The organism is Vibrio genomosp. F10 str. ZF-129 (assembly GCF_000287055.2).
Lineage (GTDB): Bacteria > Pseudomonadota > Gammaproteobacteria > Enterobacterales > Vibrionaceae > Vibrio.
The window spans coordinates 83,438-102,659 of the sequence record NZ_AJYQ02000127.1 but is presented as its reverse complement, the minus strand read 5'-3'; the positions used below and the strand labels follow the sequence as shown (position 1 = coordinate 102,659).

At 42.6% G+C, this 19,222-nt stretch carries 16 protein-coding genes; 5 read left to right on the top strand and 11 right to left on the bottom strand.

All coding sequences use genetic code 11. The features are described 5' to 3' along the window. Window positions 1–55 precede the first annotated feature (55 nt). From phaC to A1QO_RS17090, 5 genes are all read right to left on the bottom strand, one after another. Window positions 56–1,876, bottom strand: a complete 1,821-nt coding sequence (gene phaC / locus A1QO_RS17110; RefSeq protein ID WP_017033626.1) for a class I poly(R)-hydroxyalkanoic acid synthase — start codon at window positions 1,874–1,876, stop codon at window positions 56–58. 61 nt (window positions 1,877–1,937) lie between these two features. Next, window positions 1,938–2,285, bottom strand: a complete 348-nt coding sequence (locus A1QO_RS17105) for a phasin family protein (RefSeq protein WP_017033627.1) — start codon at window positions 2,283–2,285, stop codon at window positions 1,938–1,940. 87 nt (window positions 2,286–2,372) lie between these two features. Then, complete coding sequence (locus A1QO_RS17100; protein WP_017033628.1) at window positions 2,373–3,596, bottom strand: acetyl-CoA C-acetyltransferase; 1,224 nt, start codon at window positions 3,594–3,596, stop codon at window positions 2,373–2,375. 10 nt (window positions 3,597–3,606) lie between these two features. Then, window positions 3,607–4,347, bottom strand: a complete 741-nt coding sequence (locus A1QO_RS17095) for an SDR family oxidoreductase (RefSeq protein WP_017033629.1) — start codon at window positions 4,345–4,347, stop codon at window positions 3,607–3,609. Between the two features lie 770 nt (window positions 4,348–5,117). Then, entirely contained in the window at window positions 5,118–6,377 is a 1,260-nt protein-coding gene (locus tag A1QO_RS17090) for a DEAD/DEAH box helicase (RefSeq protein ID WP_017033630.1), read from the bottom strand. A 383-nt stretch (window positions 6,378–6,760) separates the two neighbouring features. Here A1QO_RS17090 and A1QO_RS17085 point away from each other — a divergent pair, with 383 nt between their 5' ends. Next, entirely contained in the window at window positions 6,761–7,966 is a 1,206-nt protein-coding gene (locus A1QO_RS17085) for an aromatic amino acid transport family protein (protein ID WP_017038145.1), read from the top strand. A gap of 144 nt (window positions 7,967–8,110) precedes the next feature. Here A1QO_RS17085 and A1QO_RS17080 read toward each other — a convergent pair whose 3' ends face one another. Beyond that, window positions 8,111–8,566, bottom strand: a complete 456-nt coding sequence (locus A1QO_RS17080) for an Lrp/AsnC family transcriptional regulator (RefSeq protein WP_017038146.1) — start codon at window positions 8,564–8,566, stop codon at window positions 8,111–8,113. Window positions 8,567–8,715: 149 nt separating this feature from the next. On the opposite strand from A1QO_RS17080, the gene A1QO_RS17075 reads away from it, so the two are divergent. Then, window positions 8,716–9,666 (top strand): DMT family transporter, encoded by a 951-nt coding sequence (locus A1QO_RS17075; protein ID WP_017041417.1) that lies wholly within the window; start codon window positions 8,716–8,718, stop codon window positions 9,664–9,666. A gap of 146 nt (window positions 9,667–9,812) precedes the next feature. Here A1QO_RS17075 and yegD read toward each other — a convergent pair whose 3' ends face one another. Continuing rightward, on the bottom strand, window positions 9,813–11,165 hold the full coding sequence (gene yegD / locus A1QO_RS17070; protein ID WP_017041416.1) for a molecular chaperone: 1,353 nt from the start codon (window positions 11,163–11,165) through the stop codon (window positions 9,813–9,815). A gap of 125 nt (window positions 11,166–11,290) precedes the next feature. Between yegD and A1QO_RS20145 the strand changes: the two genes are divergently transcribed. Further along, window positions 11,291–11,611 carry a cysteine-rich CWC family protein gene (locus A1QO_RS20145; RefSeq protein ID WP_038131777.1) on the top strand — a complete coding sequence of 107 codons (321 nt, stop codon included), beginning with the start codon at window positions 11,291–11,293 and terminating at the stop codon, window positions 11,609–11,611. A 141-nt stretch (window positions 11,612–11,752) separates the two neighbouring features. Here the strand turns inward: A1QO_RS20145 and A1QO_RS17065 are convergent, their stop codons facing one another. Continuing rightward, on the bottom strand, window positions 11,753–12,100 hold the full coding sequence (locus A1QO_RS17065) for a HopJ type III effector protein (protein ID WP_026026641.1): 348 nt from the start codon (window positions 12,098–12,100) through the stop codon (window positions 11,753–11,755). A 268-nt stretch (window positions 12,101–12,368) separates the two neighbouring features. Here A1QO_RS17065 and A1QO_RS17060 point away from each other — a divergent pair, with 268 nt between their 5' ends. Further along, entirely contained in the window at window positions 12,369–14,315 is a 1,947-nt protein-coding gene (locus A1QO_RS17060; RefSeq protein WP_017041415.1) for a PAS domain-containing sensor histidine kinase, read from the top strand. A gap of 103 nt (window positions 14,316–14,418) precedes the next feature. Here the strand turns inward: A1QO_RS17060 and A1QO_RS17055 are convergent, their stop codons facing one another. Beyond that, window positions 14,419–15,963: a DUF3369 domain-containing protein gene (locus A1QO_RS17055; protein ID WP_017041414.1), complete on the bottom strand. Its 1,545-nt coding sequence runs from the start codon at window positions 15,961–15,963 to the stop codon at window positions 14,419–14,421. Window positions 15,964–16,164: 201 nt separating this feature from the next. Further along, window positions 16,165–17,010 (bottom strand): helix-turn-helix transcriptional regulator, encoded by an 846-nt coding sequence (locus tag A1QO_RS17050; RefSeq protein WP_017033639.1) that lies wholly within the window; start codon window positions 17,008–17,010, stop codon window positions 16,165–16,167. Window positions 17,011–17,124: 114 nt separating this feature from the next. Between A1QO_RS17050 and A1QO_RS17045 the strand changes: the two genes are divergently transcribed. Further along, window positions 17,125–18,510 carry an MATE family efflux transporter gene (locus A1QO_RS17045; protein WP_017033640.1) on the top strand — a complete coding sequence of 462 codons (1,386 nt, stop codon included), beginning with the start codon at window positions 17,125–17,127 and terminating at the stop codon, window positions 18,508–18,510. A 199-nt stretch (window positions 18,511–18,709) separates the two neighbouring features. Here the strand turns inward: A1QO_RS17045 and A1QO_RS17040 are convergent, their stop codons facing one another. After that, window positions 18,710–19,027, bottom strand: coding sequence for a DOPA 4,5-dioxygenase (locus A1QO_RS17040; RefSeq protein WP_026026642.1), 318 nt, complete (start codon window positions 19,025–19,027; stop codon window positions 18,710–18,712). Window positions 19,028–19,222: the final 195 nt, after the last annotated feature.

The following is a 19,222-nucleotide window of genomic DNA, read 5'->3' as shown; positions in this document are numbered from 1 at the left end:
GGTATTTGAACGCCGCAGCCGCGATGTTCAAATACCCTTTCATCGCAGTAGGCATCTAAGCTGTCTCTGCCTGTTCTTTCTCTGTTTTACTCTTACCATCACTAACCGATTCAACGGGAAGGACCTGTCTGACATATTTCCCTGGCGCAACACTAATCACAGGGTTGTTCGCTGAACCTTGCCCAAACGGTTCTACTTGCTCTTCTGGATTAAAGGTCATTAGCCATTTATGCCAATGTGGCCACCAAGACCCTTCCGAACGAGTGGCGTTCGATAACCATTCATCAGCAGAATCATCAAGATTGTCATTTAACCAGTACCCATACTTGTTTTTACTAGGATGGTTAACGATGCCCGCTATATGCCCAGATTCGCCAAGCACAAAGGTCTTATTACCGCCAGATTTTAGAGCACCACGATACGTCCCTTGCCATAAGGCTATATGGTCTTCCTTCGCAGAAATGAAATAGCTAGGCACTTTGATCTTATTAAGATCAATCCAAACTCCACCAATCTTAACCCCTTTATCTTGAACCAATTTATTTTCCAAATAAAGTTGTCGAATGAGGAAGTTATGACACGGTGCTGAAACGTTTGTGCTATCGCTGTTCCAATAAAGCAGATCAAAATCGACTGGGCTTTTACCTTTTAAATAGTTCTCAACGTAATAGTTCCAATACAAACTATTTTCTCGAAGCAAGCTGAAGGTCACGCTGAGTGATCTTCCATCCATATAGCCCTTCGCGTTATTTTGTATTTCTAACGCACTGACGATCGTATCGTTAATATACGCACCCACTTCACCCGGTTGAGAGAAGTCGAGTAATGTAGTGAAAAACGACGCTGATTTGATCCGCTTCTTCATTCTTTTGGCCGCATAATACGCAACCGTTGAGGCTAGTACGGTTCCGCCGATGCAATATCCAGCCGCATTAATCTGTTCTTGGCCCGTGATATCCTCAATTGCAGACACCGCTTTGACAACGCCTTCCGTTACGTAATCGCCGAATTCCACATTAGATTGTTCTTTACCTGGGTTTCGCCACGACATCATGAATACCGTGTGCCCCTGCTCAACAAGCCATCGCATCATTGAATTTTTTTCGCGCAAATCCAAAATATAATATTTGTTGATGAATGGAGGAACAATCAACAGTGGCGTTGCGTTCACTTTTTCTGTGAGTGGTTTGTATTGAATAAGCTCGAATAACTCATTCTTAAAAACGACATCACCCGGTGTATTAGCAACGTCATCGCCAATACGGAACGCGTTGTTATTAGTCATGCGGATCTTCAAAATGTCCGCACTAGACTCTACATCTTCGCGCAGTTGATCTAAGCCAGCTAATAAGTTTTCACCATTCTGTTCAATAGTGAGCTTGAGCAGTTCTGGATTGGTCGCGATAAAATTACTTGGCGAGAGTGCATTAATGGCTTGGCGAGAAAAGAAAATAATGCGTTCTTTGGTTTTCTCATCAACACCTTCAATGCTGTTAATGGTATCAAAATAAGTCTGGCTAAAAAGTAAATACGACTGTTTTATGAAGCTATAAAATGCATCGTTTTTCCACCCCTCATCTGAAAAACGTTTGTCGCCTTTTTCTTCATTGACCAAGCTTTGTGTATTGCCGGCCAACGCGACGTTTTGCCAGATTTTGAGTTGTTGTTCCCACCACTGAGTTTGCATTTGCAGTAGAGCAGTAGGTTGATTGACCGCTTGTTCAAAGAACTTAGCAGAGTCTTCAAAATTGACTTCTTGCATGGCTTTGTTGAGGGGGGTGTTCACGGCTTCCTTGCTTAATTCAAGATCTTGCCACCATTGCTGATTGGTTTCTTGGAGTTTTACAAGGTAGTCCGAAAAGAAGTGTTGGAACATGGTTTCTACTCCTATCTTCGGAAAAAAGCCGCCTTAATCAAAGGCGGCAAAATGGACTGTGTTATGCAGGAGTCACTGTTTTTAGATTTTCCGAGGTCATCTGTTCAACATCGTCTTTGAACTCTTTCGCAATCGCCTGTAGCTTGCTGCTGTCTTCGGTGAGTTGTTGAGATAACTTGGTTAACACAGCAAGTTGCTGGCCGTTAAATGCAGTCAATGATGTCACATCACGCACTTCCGTTGCGGCCTTCATTTGAGTCATACCCATCTCACTGTAGGTACGAATCGCATTAAGTTGTAGCTCAGTAAGCACTTCAACATTTTTTGTCATTAGCTTATTGAACTTTAGATAAGGCTGAAGTGATTGCTCAGTTTGGTCTGTGAATGTTTTAAAGAAATCTGTATACATGGTCGTTCTCCTAGATAAATAAAATATTCGGTTTAATCACTAAATGGATTTAACTATGCTGATTTAACTAAACTATGCTGATTTAACTTAACTTTGTTGATTTAGCGATGCTGACTTAACGATGACTGCTGTCCCCATACCGCCCCCAACACATAAGGAAGCAGCACCGTACTGGCCACTTCTTCGGTTGAGTTCATGGATAAGAGTAACGAGAATACGATTGCCCGATGCTCCTAATGGATGCCCAAGTGCAATGGCTCCGCCGTTAACGTTTGCGTTATCCAAGATCGAAGATACCGACACTTGATGCTCTTTCGCTAATGAATGCACCACACCTAAAGCTTGCGCGGCGAACGCTTCATTGAGCTCAAACAGATCGATGTCCTTGAGTTGAAGAGCTGCTTTACTTAACGCCTGAGACACCGCCTCAACAGGACCTAATCCCATGATTTTCGGGTCCAGCCCAGATTGCGCATAACTGGTAATTTCAGCGATTGGTTTTAGATCGTAGGTGTTAACCGCGTCTTCAGAGGCCAGAATCAATGCACTCGCCCCATCATTGATTCCAGACGCATTTCCTGCAGTGACACTGCCTTCTCGGTCAAAAGCAGGGCGGAGTTTTTCCAATCCGCTCAATGTTGCCGTGGCCTTTGGATATTCATCCGTATCGAAGGTAACGGTTTCCCGACGCTTTTTTACATCTACAGGGGTTATTTCATCTTTGAATACGCCTGCTTCTATGGCTGCGATGGCTTTTTGCTGGCTGTTCAGCGCAAACTCGTCTTGTTGCTGGCGGCTAATGCCGCATTCTTTGGCAACATTTTCCGCCGTCACCCCCATGTGGTATTGATTAAACACATCCGTCAGACCATCTGATATCAGTAGATCGGTCATGTTCAGATGCCCCATTTTGTGACCATCACGAACTGACGAAGGGACGGTAAAAGGAATTTGTGACATCACTTCAACACCCGCTGCAACGACGATCTCAGCATCGTCAGAGCGAATATGAGACACCGCATCCATGACTGATTTCATACCACTACCGCAAACCATGTTTAGACTATATGCAGGGACACTTGTGGGAAGACCCGCAAATATGGCCGCTTGACGCCCAACACTCATGCCTTGTCCGGCGCCAATGACATTACCAACAATCACTTCATCCACGTTTTGTGGTTGAACATTTCCAGCTTCTAACGCACTTCTGATAGCGATAGATGCAAGCTTACCTGCAGATATCTCTTTTAAACTTCCACCAAACGATCCAATTGGTGTTCGTTTCGCTGCTACAACAAATACTCTTTTCATAATGCCCAACCTAACTCATGTACAATCCGCCATTGACTGACAATGTTTCACCAGTAATGTATGCCCCTGCATCGCTTGCGAGAAAACTCACCGACTCCGCAATCTCTTCCGGTGTCGCTAAACGTTTCATCGGAATTTGTGACTTAATTGACTCAAGAACTTCTGGTTTCATTTGCTGAACCATGGGGGTTGCTGTGTACCCTGGAGCGACTACATTAACGGTCACGCCACTGCGAGCCCCCTCAGCCGCAAGTGCTTTTGAAAATCCAATCATTCCCGCTTTAGCGGCTGAGTAATTGGTTTGACCAAATTGGCCTTTAAGCCCATTAACAGAAGAAATATTGATGACTCGACCTGAGCCTTTTTCGCACATTGGCGCGAACAGCGGTTGGGTAACGTTAAACAAACTATTGAGGTTGGTTTCAATGACGTCACGCCATGCATCCAACGTCATTTTTTTGAATACACTGTCTTTCGTTATACCCGCGTTATTGACCAAAACATCGATGGTGCCTTCCTCTTGTAAAAGATTACTGAGGCGCTCGGCGCACTCCGCGGCATTCGTCACATCGAGTTCAAATAACCGGACCTGATCGTCATTGAATTCTTTTTCTACAAACCAGTCCAATGCACACTGATGATTGCCAGTATAATATGTTGCTATTACACGGTAACCATCGCTAACCAGTTTAGAGGAGATCGCGGAACCTATTCCGCCTTTTGATCCGGTGATCAAAGCGAGCTTTTTCATTGAGGGACTCCATTCTTAACAGCAATATTAAAGCGTATATAAAATGGCACTTTCAAATAAGCACCAACTAACGTAACAAATACTATAATTCTTTCTTAATTGAAGAATCTTTCTACTTATTTAAACTAGACTCCTTATATTACAATACAAATATTTTTTCATTTAATAGGCATAATTTTGAACAAGATCTCACCACAAATGTAATGTTAATTTATCGTTAACATCTATAAGTGCATGATTTCATAATATATTACGTACTCTACAGACAAACCAAAATGCAATTAAGTCATTGATAACAAGGGACTTATAAATTTTACAATGGAAATGCAACCAGATGTAAATAGAAACATACTGTTAACAATTTAATGTTATTTTCGATTTGCATATAAGTATCAAGTCGTTTATCGCAGTAGGAAACGTAGATTTACCATCAATAAAACAATGGGTTAATTCTCCATTCATTATTTACATTTTTATTAGTCGCAATGTCCTTAAGAAACATCGAATACAGGTTCCGATAAGAATAATTATATTTATAATTAAATCTATCGGTAATTGGATATTATCGGTTCAAAGTTTATCGGTCTTTAGATAATGTTATTTTTATTATTAATCATCGATATCGAATCAAACACCTATTACTAATAAAAATATAGATTGAGACTTATGGGTAAATGAGGAGGGAACGGGTAAAATGAGAAAGGTAGATATATTCCAGCCAACTTATATATAGGTTAAGTTGGCTGGGGTTTTTGAATATTTTAAACGTTTTATCTACGTTTTCCTCTTCCCGCATGTATTTTTAACTTTGCTTTCATCTTTTGCTTTTCAGACGAACGGCCTCGTTTGGATGGCGCATGCGCATTATCTATTGGATCGTTGAGGCTAGGCTCAAACCCGTTTAACCATTCCTGCGGTAAATGGGTATCGAGTAGATCTTCTATTGCTTTAAGCAAATACTCTTCATCTCGACTCATTAACGAGACGGCTAAGCCTGTCGCTCCTGCTCGCCCCGTACGACCAATACGATGCACATAATCTTCGGCTTTATACGGTAAATCGTAGTTAACAACTTGAGGGAGCTGATGGATATCAAGCCCTCTTGCTGCTACGTCCGTAGCAATAAGAGCGCGAACTTTACCTGATTTAAAATCATCTAGTGCTTTTTGCCTTGCGCCTTGGCTCTTATCACCGTGAATCGATGTCGCTTTTATGCCATCGAGTTTAAGTTCTTTCACTAACGCATCTGTCGCTTGCTTAGTTTTGGTAAAGACCAACACTTGCTGCCAGTTTTTTGAACCAATCAGGTACGCAAGCAGTTCACTTTTGCGCTTCTTATCCACTGGATACACCATTTGCTTGACTGTCTCGGCGGTACTGTTAGCTGGTGCTACTTGGATTTCTACGGAATCAGACATCATTTTGTTGGCAATGGCTTTGATTTTCTGATCCAATGTTGCCGAAAAGAACAGAGTTTGGCGTGCTTCATTCATACGCTTCAAAATACGCTGGACATCAGGCATAAAACCCATATCTAACATCCTATCCGCTTCATCTAAAACAAGTACTTCGGTTTGACTCAGCACGATATTTTTACAAAATAGGTGATCGATAAGTCGCCCCGGCGTAGCGACCAAAATATCAGCGCCTCCCTTCAAGTTCGTGGTTTGTACATTCATGCTCGTTCCACCATAGGCAGTCACGATTTTTAAACCAGTTTGGTCAGCATAATGAGTGACATTGTCAAAAACCTGCTGGGCCAATTCTCTAGTGGGTACCAAAACGAGCGCTCTAATGACTCGGCTGTTTATTTCTCTTGTCAGCGGTCGATCTAAGAACTGCTGAATAATGGGTAGCGAAAAAGCGGCTGTCTTTCCTGTGCCTGTCTGCGCACCGGCTAGCACATTTTTTTTTGCTAACACATGAGGGATAGCCTGAGCCTGAATCTCTGTCGGCTGGCTAATTCCTAGCTGATTGACCACATCAACGATTTTATGAGAAAGCCCAAGATTTTGGAAAGATAGCGTCATGTTTTTTACCTATTGTTAAACTGGCGCGGATTTTAACAGAATGCCTAAATGAAAGCAGGTAATAATGAAAGCAGGTAATTATGTTTACGGTCTCGCTGTACAGAGTTGTTGTCCTTAGCGGTTGCCTTTCGACATGCCACTTAACTTTATAATGTTACTTTACTTTATAGCGTTACTCCGAACCGACGAAGATGACGCAATAATTACTCAAACATCCCGAATGTACATTTTAATTTACATTTGTGGATTTAAAACCTTACAAAACACTTGATTTGCAGACTTAAAAGCCACAAAATCTTCAACTTATGAACGCAGAATCTGTTATTTGTTCGAATCGCAGTATTCTTCGCTAGATGTTAAATAACGTAAATTTAAGTGTACACATGACAGATTCAAAGATATTTGGTAGTACTTTGATTATTGCCGGTACCACGATTGGCGCAGGCATGCTTGCGCTCCCTATCGCATCCGCAGGCATTGGATTCTCAACTTCACTCATCATAATGCTGAGCCTTTGGCTTTTAATGGCTTTCACTGCACTATTGATGCTTGAACTTCATCAACACGCCGATAGCAATGCTACGCTGCATAGTTTGGCCAAAAAAATATTGGGGAAAAAAGGCCAATGGTTGACAAGCTTTGCTATGTTGTTTCTTTTCTATTCTTTGTGCTCAGCCTATATCGCAGGTGGTGGCGCTCAGTTTGGTGAGCGATTAGCCTCTTGGTCTGGAACTGACATTAACGCTCCGTTCGCGACGGTACTCTTTACGCTCATTGTGGCAACGATTGTTACGTTTGGAACAAGCACGGTAGATAAAGTGAATCGCGTTTTGTTTATCACAAAGCTGGTTGCTATGGTCGTCGTTCTTGGATTTCTTGCGCCAAATGTGACTCAAGGATACCTGCTCAGTATGCCCATTCAACAGGGTTTCATTGTTGCGGCAATACCGGTTATTTTTACCTCGTTTGGTTTTCACGGCAGTATCCCTGCGGTGGTCAATTACTTGGATGGTGACACTCGCTCGTTACGTAAAGCGATTCTCATTGGCTCGTCGATCCCTTTAGTTGTCTATATCTTCTGGCAAATCGTTACATTAGGGGTGATAAGCCAAGATACTCTGATAGAAAACACGGGATTATCTGCCCTTATTAGCGAGCTTGCCGTAACGGTACAGCAATCCAATATTAGTCAAATAGTTGGGATATTCGCAGATTTAGCGCTACTGACGTCTTTTTTGGGTGTAAGCCTTGGCTTATTTGAGTTCCTGGCTGACTCCGTGAAGGGGAAAGCAAAAGAAGGAAATCGATTTTTTTCAGCCATCATTACCTTTGTACCGCCACTTGGTTTTGCTCTTTTCTACCCACAAGGCTTTATTATGGCGTTAGGTTACGCCGCTATTGCCCTTGCTGTACTGGCTATCTTCCTACCTGTTGCAATGGTGTATAAAGTTAGACAATCTGAGCACTACCAGTCTGAGTACCAAGTGTTTGGTGGTAAGCCAGCCCTTATCATGACCGGTATGGTTGGGGTCTTTATTGTTTCGGCACAGCTGGCCATCAGTGCGGGCTTTCTACCGGCTCTTGGTTAGCCGTTGACTCTCGTTTAGTAGACCTTAGCTATTCTCTAAGCGAGTCTCAGCCAATTGACGAGCTGTAAATAGGTGAAGCCTATTTTTCCCTTCTGCTTGTCAATGAAACTGCTTATAAAAGAAGCGGCAAATTAAACAAGCTGCCTATATTAAAATAGGCAGCGACTTACCTTGTTTTACTTGTCTTATTGCTAAGTGTGTATGAATGTCTTTCACCGTCTGAATTCTTTGTAATTGACGCGTGAACTGTTCATACCCTTCGAGATCTTTGGTGACGACCTCTAATAAATAATCATAAGCACCGGATACCACATGGCAATTAATCACTTCTTTGCTTTCACACATCGCCTGTTCGAATCCATCTATCGAACCCGCTTGATGGTTGTTTAAACTCACTTCAACGAATACCGTCATTCCAATGCCCAATTTCCCCTTGTTCAAGCTCGCGTTATAGCTATCGATAACACCCTCATCTTCAAGCTTTTTTAAACGTCGAGCGCAAGGTGAAGCAGACAAACCGACTTTGTCTGCCAGGTCAGCGGTGGACAACCTTCCCTGCTGCTGAATTAATTCCAGTATACGTCTATCAATTCTGTCCATTTCAATGAATACCTACACGATTGATTCAGCTAATCATCAATTGTTAGGCGACAATTACAGCCAATATTTGATGAATTTAGTTAACATTACGCCTGATATAAGCGCATATTTAGAAGGATAATAGTGCTTATTCACAAAAGGTAAACACTATGTTTAAGGGCTACCTCTCAATTTTTGCAACAGTACTGCTTTGGTCTGGCTTCTTTCTTTCACTAAAAGGTGGGGCGATATCTTCATTTACTCCTGCTGATATCGCGATTACGCGTTTTTTGGTGCCGGCTTTAGTTCTTTTCCCAGTCACTTTCCGAGCCAGAAAACAGATCCTATCTATCCCTATTCGATATCTGCTTGGCATGATTGTTGGTGGTGGGCTCCCGTACTTGCTCATCGCAGGCTGGGCAATGCAGAATGCCACCGTGTCTGATGGTAGTGCTTTAGTACCCGGGACATTACCCTTATTTGTTTCTGCTATTGCGGTGATCCTTTTCTCTCAACCGTTAAGTGAACATCGAAAAGTTGGGCTGGGACTTATCATTGTTGGGATTGGCCTATTTTTATGGTCAGGCGCATCTGAAAACCATCCTGCGCTCTTGAAAGGCCATCTGTTATTTTTGGTGGGGAGTTTAATGTGGGCAACATTCACGATTTGTGCGCGGGTTAGTCATTTACCTGCACTGGTTTGTGCCGGATTAATTTCCTTTGTCTCTTTCGTCTTGTTGGCTTTGCTCATCGCCACCGGTGTTATCGAAAGCTCTCTTCTCTCACCTCTTAAACACCATTCATTGATAGAGGTTGCAAGAGATTGGCCTTTCAGAGAATTACTGGGACATTTGCTCATACAAGGTTTTGGAATTGGTTTGTTTGCTTCGTTTACTTTTCTGCATGCCATTTCAATCCTTGGAGCAGAGCGAACCGCAGCGTTCGGGTCTCTTACCCCTGTTGTTGCTACGCTACTTGCGATGGTGATATTTAATGAAACACCTCAGCTATTATCTTGCTTAGGTTTAGTTTGCATATGTGTGGGTAGCATTATTGCGAGCAACGTTTTCATACGACAAGACGCCTCTCTTTCTTATCAGCCACCTCAGCACTCAAAATAACGTTACACACAGGTAGCATTCAAAATCGGCATTGTAATTTGATCGCTTCAAAACAATGAACCGCCAAAGAAACGAACCATCACAGATTGGTGATGGTTCATGTGCCTATTAACTATTAGTGCTTGGCGATTAACGGTTAACGAATGTTACTTGAAGCAGATGTCTGCCCATCTCGCCAGCCCTGCGGTGACTGACCCAAAATAATTGCCGCTCACTACGGGAATATTCGGTAGCAGTTCTTCTACCGCTTTGCGCAAGAATGGAGAGCGTGCCGAGCCTCCCGTCATGAAAATGACATCTGGCTGAGCGCTGCTTAATTTTACCGCTTCTTTAACAAGCTCGGCCATTTTCGATTTCGGTTGCTCTATCGCGTCAATCATTTGTTGTTGGGTGATCTCAACCTGGATCGTTTCTGAAAGAAGATCGATGTGTGCTTGATAATGACGATCAGAAGAAAGGGCAATCTTCGCTTCTTCAGCTCGACGGACGATATTGTAGCCCAATGTTTCGTTGTACACTTGAAGAAGCCTATTTAACTTTTCAGGTTCACTCGCTTCTTTCACCAACATTTTAAGCGCCGATAAATTGGATCGCGAGTAAAACTCTTTCTGAGCCTCTACATTGTTAATGGCAATTGGATTCCAATACTGTGTAATGGGCATTTCAATACCACTCTTGGTTTGACTACCAAACCCAAAAGGTGCCATGAGTTGTCTGAACGCTAGATGTATATCTAAGTCATTCCCCCCTACCCGTTGCCCACTATGAGCGAGAAGAGATTGCGTACGGTCTGATTTTCCTCGCCAAGTTGGCCCCATTGCTATCATCGAGCAATCGGTCGTACCACCGCCTATATCCACAACCAGAACCGTGATGTTGTCATTGAGTGTTGCTTCATATTCTAACCCGGCTGCAACAGGCTCAAATTGAAAAACAACTTGCTCAAAACCCGCTCGCTTTGCCGCTTTTTCTAGAATTTTCTCGGCTTGCTTATTTGCCGCCTCGCCACCGCGTCCATGAAAATTAATCGGTCGACCAATAACTGCATCAGCAATCATTTTTTGTGTATGTAATTCAGCCTGCGATTTTATATTGGCCATCATGGCGCAAACGAGATCTTCAAAAAAACTCAGTTGAACGTCATGTAAACCTGACGCTCCTAAAAATGATTTCGGTGATTTAACGTAGTAAACATCTCTCGGATCATCTAAATAAAGATCTAGGGCAGATTGACCAAATGCAACATCTTCCGATTGAAGGTCAATGCTTTCTTCTCGGTTGAACGCTATCGAACGCCTCAATACTTGCTCCCCAACGGCATCAGAAGGAGAAATGCTTCTGTGACGAAAAAGGTGCTCAGAAACAGATTCTCGCGTCGGTGCACATAACGTTGAAGGAATATAAAAACTATCACCTTCGAGCGGAAGTAGTATTGGCTGCCCATCTTGCATGGTCGCCACTGAGCAATTCGCGGTACCGTAATCAAATCCAATGAACATAGTGATCTCACCAATAGAAAATGGCCGACAATCCTACACCAAGGCTTTATGCTTTTCTAGAATCAATAAGCATGACCTACGTTCTCTGGTATACTTTAGGCCTGTTTTCAAAGGCAATGGTAGAAATGAACGCTCCCTGTAAAACACCCTGCATCGGTTTATGTAAAACGTCTGGCGATATGTGCATTGGATGCCACAGAACCAAGAAAGAAATCGCCCAATGGCCAAACTACAGCGATGATCAAAGAGCGAGCATAATGGCAGAGCTACGTGGTGAAAAAAGCAGCCACGAATGCCCTTTATGCAGTGCAAAAACTCAATGCGATATTGAGAGTGGAAAAAGTACCTGTTGGTGCTTTGATATTGAAAGGCGAGACAGTGCAGGTGTTACCGACAGTGGCGTTTGCCTGTGCCGTAAATGCTTAAGTGCACTGCCTATCCTTTAAGGTCAGTTGTGAGATATAAGCTCAATGCTAGATAAGTAAAGCAGACGCTAGGTTTGTGAAATATAGACGCTTGGTTCGTAAATCACTTAGTTCGTAAATAACTTAGTCCGTAAATCACCTAGTCCGTAAATAAATAGAACGCTAGACTTTTTTCACCAATGCAACAGCTTCAAATTCAACACCCTCCCAACCCGTTACCATAAAGTTTCGAATGTTTTGATGGTCGTCACCCTCTGGGTGCTTTAATACGTCTTCGCGATAGAATCGGCCAAAGCAAGCCAGCGTTTCTTCAATAGAAAGCTGCTGTAATGCACCCAACGCGAATATTTTGCAAGAGCCATTATTCTGCCCTGCCTGATTGAGTGTTTTACCGTTAGTAAACGTGGTTGGAGTAAAACTAAAATTTTCGTCAATCACACTCATGGTTTGTTCAAATTCAATAAGTTCAGGCTCTCGCTTAAGCTGTGAAATAAATGTGTTTAAATCCATATCGTTAACTTCCATATTATCGGTTTCATTTTGCTTTGGAACATACCACGAAGTGAGGCTCTAATTGAAGCTTTCACGGGCAATAACCAGGTAAAACTAACAAGAGTCACGTTAAAACACATTTGTTATCCCACCTTTTCTGGCAAAGATCATAGCGCTAGCAGAAACGATTTTTTCTTATGTGCTTTTGCTTATGTGCTGCAGCGCATAGTACCAAATGCCGACTAGCTTCTATACTTATATGACTGGCGAACATAACGGGTAGTACATGAAAAACAAAATGCAGTTTGAGCAGAGCATCAGTAACCCTTTGCATAGTCGGATTGGTCGTCGAATTATTCTCATCACGGTGATACTGAGTGGGGCCATCACTCTGATCATGACGCTTATTCAGCTGTACTGGGACTATAATCGTGAATTTAACGCTGTTGATCAGCGACACTACGAGATAGAAAGTGTGCATGCGCCATTATTGGCCTCTTCGTTGTGGAATTTTGACCTTGTTGTTTTACAAGAACGTCTCGACGGTTTAGTCAATTTACCTAAGATTGACTATCTGCAAGTGGACTCTGGCGACTACTCCTTCCATGCGGGTAGCAAGGTACTAGATGAGCGCGTTTCAGTCAGTTTCCCTTTAGAATACTTAAGCCGTGACGGCGAAGATTCGGAGCTTCTCGGTACTATTTACATAGAATCCAACGCCAAGACCATTTACGACGCACTGCTGATGCAGTTTATTATTACCCTGATTTTTAACTCAATAAAAACCACCTTTGTGTGCATTCTTATCCTGATGGTCTTTCATGAAAGCATCAATCGTCGAATATTCTTAATCGCAAAGTATTTAAGAAAATACAACCCACGGCATCCGTCAAAACCACTTAACCTATTTTATAAAAAATGGATTATGGAAGAGGACGATGAGCTAAATTGGTTGGCATATGAAACCAATAAAATCACCGCCGATGTCACCACGCTCTACAACAATATTAAGTTTGAACAAGAGCGACTCAGTGACTTTACTCATGTTTCATCTGACTGGTTGTGGGAAACCGACGAACTGGGAAAGTTAACCTACTGCTCGGAATCCATGGCAAAGTCTCTCAGCATTGATCCTTTTAATAAACCGTACCTGTTTGATGTACCCGAGTTAAACGACCTGTCGAATTTGAAAAGGTGCGTAAAATTATCCACCGATTTTTCTCGATGTGAAGAAACGATCAAGATTGGTGAGAAAACTTATCATATGCTCTTCCAGGCGCTCGCAAGGTTTTCTAATGGCAAATTTATTGGATTTCGTGGTACCAGCATTAACATATCAGACTTAAAAGTGGCGCAGCTTCAACTCGAGACTCTCAATGCCAATTTAGAGCATACCGTAGCGGATAGGACAGCAGACTTAAAGCAGAGTATGGAGCAACTTCAGGCGACGCAAGAGCAACTAATAGAGTCAGAGAAGTTGGCCGCACTTGGTGGTCTTGTTGCTGGGGTCGCCCATGAAGTGAATACACCGCTCGGGATTTCAGTGACCGCAGCTTCAGTGATTCGCGATGTTAGCGCTGAATTAACAACGGCATTTTCAAACCAGACACTAACAAGCACCCAATTCAGTCAACTGATGGAACAACTCAACGAAGGCAACAGTATGCTTGAGCAAAACCTTAACAGAGCCGCCAAGCTAATCAAGGACTTCAAGCAAACGGCGGTCGATCAAGTGTCTGAAGTTCGTACTCTTTTCAATGTTAAAGAAGTGCTTGATTCACTGATGAGCAGTCTTCATTCAGAAACCAGACGAGTCCCTGTCGTACCCGTTGTTTCAGGCAACGTCGCTATTGTCATGAATAGCCTACCCGGTGTTCTGACTCAAATCGTCACTAATCTTGTCATGAACAGCATTAATCACGCGTTTGATAACCTCGATAATCCCATGATTTCAATCAGGTTCCATCAAAGTGATTCAGATATCGTGCTCGAATACACCGACAATGGAAGTGGGGTTGAAAACGCATTACATCAAAAAATATTTGAACCATTTTTTACCAGTAAACGCGGAAAAGGAGGCAGTGGGCTAGGACTGAATTTGGTCTTTAATTTGCTTAAACAAAAACTGAGTGGCGATCTTCAATTTGAATCGGAACCGGGCCAAGGAGTCAAATTCACTCTCATCATTCCTAAAGATCTGCCACTGTCTATTGAAAATACGCCCACTGAATAAGCCATGCTTACACTGTTAACGCGATCACTTAAAATCAATAAACCTAACAGTCAAATAATTCGGTTATTAGACTGCTAGTTATTAGACTGCTAGGAAAAACGTTTTAGTCAGGCAAGTCACTTCGGATCTGAATAAAATCTTTCCAGTGATCAATCATAAGATCGACCAGCTCAGGTTCGAAGTGTTTTCCCTTTTGAGCAACCAACAATTCCTTTATCTTTTCATCTGACCAAGGTTGCTTGTAAGAGCGTACCGACCCAAGCGCATCAAAAACATCGGCAAGCGCGACAATTCTTCCACTAACAGGAATATCATAACCCGACAAACTTGATGGATAGCCAGAACCATCCCATTTTTCATGGTGGCTTCCCGCAATTTCTTTGCCTGTAATGATAAGCTTTCGTTTTGATGAACTGAGAATATCGACACCAAACTCCACGTGCTTTTTCATGATTTCCCATTCATCAGCGTCAAGTTTACCTGGTTTATGCAAAATACTATCGGGGATAGCGACCTTACCAATATCATGAAGCGGAGCGGCATCTTTAATTAACTCGACAATATCATTCGGTAACCCATATAACTCAGCCAATTTCCCACTGATAAGTGATACACGTTGAACATGTGCGCCCGTTTCTCGGCTTCTTGCTTCAACCGCGTTTGCTAGGTTGTTCACCAACTCTTTCGAGGTTTCACGAAGATCAACCATCAAGTTTAAGTTTTCGAACGTTAGGCTAATATTTCGCATGTAGATTTGAAGAAGCTGCTCATCAAGGAGGTTCAAAGGGCGATTCACATTGACGTATAGGAGACTATCGATACCTTCATCAGTATTGGTACACAGGACATACGCATCAGGGTATTTAGCCGTTTTTTTCGTTCTCAGAACGTCTCGACAACGCTCTGAAACTAACTCAGGAAGTTTGTCTAATACACAATCATAATACAAATCGACGTAACTGCCTGTTGCAGCTAAGGTAAACGCTCTCGATGCTTCAGCATCGGGGCCAGGTTGAACCACACAGTACAGTGCCGAGGTGTCTAATTTTAAAAGGGACGTTAACTGGCTGAGTACCGATGATGCAAATTCTTGAAGGCTACTGGTGTTTTGGACCCGAGCGGATGCTTTTATTACTCGGCGTAAACCCGTTTTTTGTTCTTCTATTAAGCAAAGATCTCGAAAAGAACGGAGCATGGAATAAAGCAATGTTTTTAGTTTTTGAGTGGTTAACTCTGTTTTTTCTTTATAGTCGTCAATATCATATTCTTGGATAACGGTGTCTTCAGGTGCTTGGCCTGCTTGACCCGTTCTTAACACCAGCCTAATTAATGAGTTCTGTTGCTGCTCCCTAATGTACCTGACCAGATCCAACCCCGCATGTTCCGTTTCCATCACGACATCGATCAAAGCGAGTGCGATGTCGTCTTCATTTGATAACAGGTGTTTCGCTTCACTTGCAGATAATGCTGATAGTAGTTCTAATGGACGGCTCTGAAACTTAAAATTTGCCAACGCCAATCGAGTAATTTGATGCATTTGCTCATCATCATCGACAATGAGCACACGCCAGGGTTTTTGGCTGTGCTCAACCGGTGACAATTCTGCATTTTCGATAATTGGATCTTCCTTGTCAGCGAAAAGTTGCATAACACCTCTAAGTAATATTGACGGATTAACTCTCTAAGTTTTAGCACAAAATGGGATTTCAGACGTGACTCAAACGGGCATAAACAGACAAAGACAGAGGATTGAGGTCAAAATATTCGCTTTTACTCTTACTTTAAAGCTCATAAATTAAAGCTCACCCCTTATAACCACAGTATGTAAAGGGCTATTCATCGGCATAGACTAACTGCCTCTCACTGTGTTCCTAAAGACTCTTGGCGTCATCTTACTCCAAGCTTTAAATCGTGTACTGAAGTTTGCAGCATTCGGATAACCGACTATTTCACCGATATGTTGAACTGACCATTCTGTTGAAACGAGTAATCTTGCGGCATACTCCATTCGCATTCTCATGACGTGTACTTTAGGGCTATGCCCATAATACTGCTGACACAAACGGTGAAAGTGAGGTTCCGAACAAGGCAAATTCGAAGACAGCTGCGCGACAGTCCAATCTTTATGAAGCTGCCTTTGCACCATATCAAATACGCGCGTCATCCGTATTTTAGTTCTCGATTGCTCAAGATTAATCGGAGCATTGATCAGCAACTCAATTTGCTCAACTGCCCTTCTCCCCACAGCGCCACCGAGATCAATGGGCAGAGAAATCGATCGTAGCATCGCCAAGATAGAGGCATAGATGACTTCAGCTATCGGCGTTAAAGAGTATTGAACTTCATCACCTACAATTTCCGGCCACTCTTTGTTCATATCTAAAAACACCCACGCTATCTGCCAATCTTCTTCTTCAATACCAAAACCGATTTCTATTGAAGCCGGAGCTGAAATAACAGAGCTGGGTTCGAGGATATGACGACGTCCATTTGTTTCTAGCCAACCCCTACCTTTTACAGTGTAAAGCAACATGTGTTTCTGTTGATTTTTCCTATAAATTGAAAAGACATCTCTGCACGTCGCGATTCCGCATTGAATGATCCCATATTCCTCAAGCATCATTACATGGGTATGGTCAATAAACTCATGATGAGTCTTTTCGGATATTAGTAGGCGTTCTTGTTTGTCATTCACACTATATGCCCCACTGAAATATGATAGTTTTGCAAAACTTATTGATATATTGAGACAATACTTTTCTTTGGGCAGGAATTAAACTTCTCATTAACACTTATGAGGAATTTTGCGATGTTGTCCACTTACCAAACGCTCGATAAACAATTTTGGCGTAAGCTAATAGACATAGGACTGCCTGTTTCAATGCAAGGTCTTCTGTTTTCGCTGCTTGGTGTGGTTGATATCTTCATGGTGAGTCAATTGGGAGAATCAGCGACAGCCGCGGTAGGTGTCGGCAACCGTATCTTTTTCTTTAACTTGATCGTTATTGTGGGAACCAGTGGTGCGGTGAGTGTGCTAGCCTCACAATACTTTGGTGCCAACAACCTAGCGGGTGTCACAAGGACACTGGCACAAACATGGATGGTAGCATTGTTGGTCACGCTGCCTTTTGTGCTGATCTATACTTTTGCCCCTGCAACCGTAGTGTCTATTATCGCTTCGGATCCTGAGTATATTACTCTGGCGACAGATTATTTATGGGTGACTGGCTTTAGCTTGTTGCTCACTGCCCTTGTCGTGCCTATGGAAGCGGCGCTTCGATCGGTAGGCGAAGCAAAAATGCCGACCAATGTCAGTATTATCGCCATTTTTATTAATGCCTTTTTAAATGCATTACTGATTTTTGGTCTGTTTGGGCTTCCGGAACTGGGGGTGTTAGGTGCGGCTATCGGTACCACGGTTTCTCGCTTATGTCATACCTTGATGCTGTTCTACATGGTGAAAAAACATTACGCGCATTTACTTCCAAATCGAAAAAGTTGGCAAGAGGGTCGCCGCCTAGAAAATCGTAAGCGTTTCATAAAAGTTGCGACACCAATGATCATTCACGATACCGCGTGGGCAGGCGGACTTCTGGTTTACAGCTATATTGTCGGACAACTTGGTGTTAGTGAACTTGCCATTATTTCACTACTGGCCCCCATTGAAAGCGTGCTGATTTCTGCTTTTCTCGGTTTTGCTGTGGCAGCTTCCATCATATTGGGTAATGAAATTGGCGCTAAAAATTATCAACGAGTCTCAGATACATCGTGGTGGTACGTCATTACAAGCTGTGTATTGGCCTTATTGCTGGCGTTTATTTGTTTATTGGCCTCACCACTGATTAGCGCGGCCTTGATGAATAGCCCACTCAGTGACCCAGAAATGGCGGTGAATGTTTGTTTAGTCATGGCTTTTGGTATGGTGTTAAAGGTTTTTAATATGGTCGGGATTGGTGGCGTTTTAAAAAGTGGGGGGGATATAAAATACAGTATATTCATTGACCTCTTTGGGCAATGGGCTGTCGGTATACCGCTTGCGTACTTTACGGGGATTGTCCTTGGTTGGCCATTGCACATGGTTATGATGATCATCTTACTAGAAGAGATCATCAAGATTTGCCTTACCGCTCAACGCATACAATCCAAAAAATGGATTAATAATCTTATAGAAGAGCCTGAGCCCCAAACTGGATAACAATACTATTTAATCAATATTACTGAACCAATATTACTGAGCCAACGTTACTTATGGCATCTGCCTAAAATCATCGAACTCACACCCAAAGGCCTTTAGCTTCGTTTACTAAAACTCAGTAAACGTGTTATTGGCCTTTTTTTAGCTCTTATTTTCAAACCTTACTTTATTTTCAAACCTCATTGTTTAACAAGGTTCGTTAAGAAAGCTTATCCTCAAATACGCCTAACTCTCGGCCTAACCATACGGCATGTTCTGTATGATCTATCAGATCATTATCACCGATAGGGTGAATCAGCACAGGAAAGTCACCACGCGCTTGATTCAGCCATTGCGTGAAACCTTTGTCATCATTGGCAAAGTGAACTTCAAACATGGGCATTTTATGCGGCCCAACTAAGCCCATATTCAATGGAAAAACCGTTAGTACATCTCGCCTTTCAGCATTAATACGATTTTTTAGTTCTTCTGCTTGGGCGATATTTTTTAACGGGAAGTAAACGTGTGCATGAAACATGATATGCCTATTAGGTTTATGGTGCTGTGAAATGGTCAGTCGGCGTTTTTTGACTTCGTGTTCCTTCACTGAGTAACGACGCTCAGCGTGAACAATTTTACTGGTGAGACTCATTGATTACAATCACGTCCTACTTCAATACCCACTTCTGTGTCGTTATTTAACAGATAACGTTACAGCCACCAAATCTTCAGT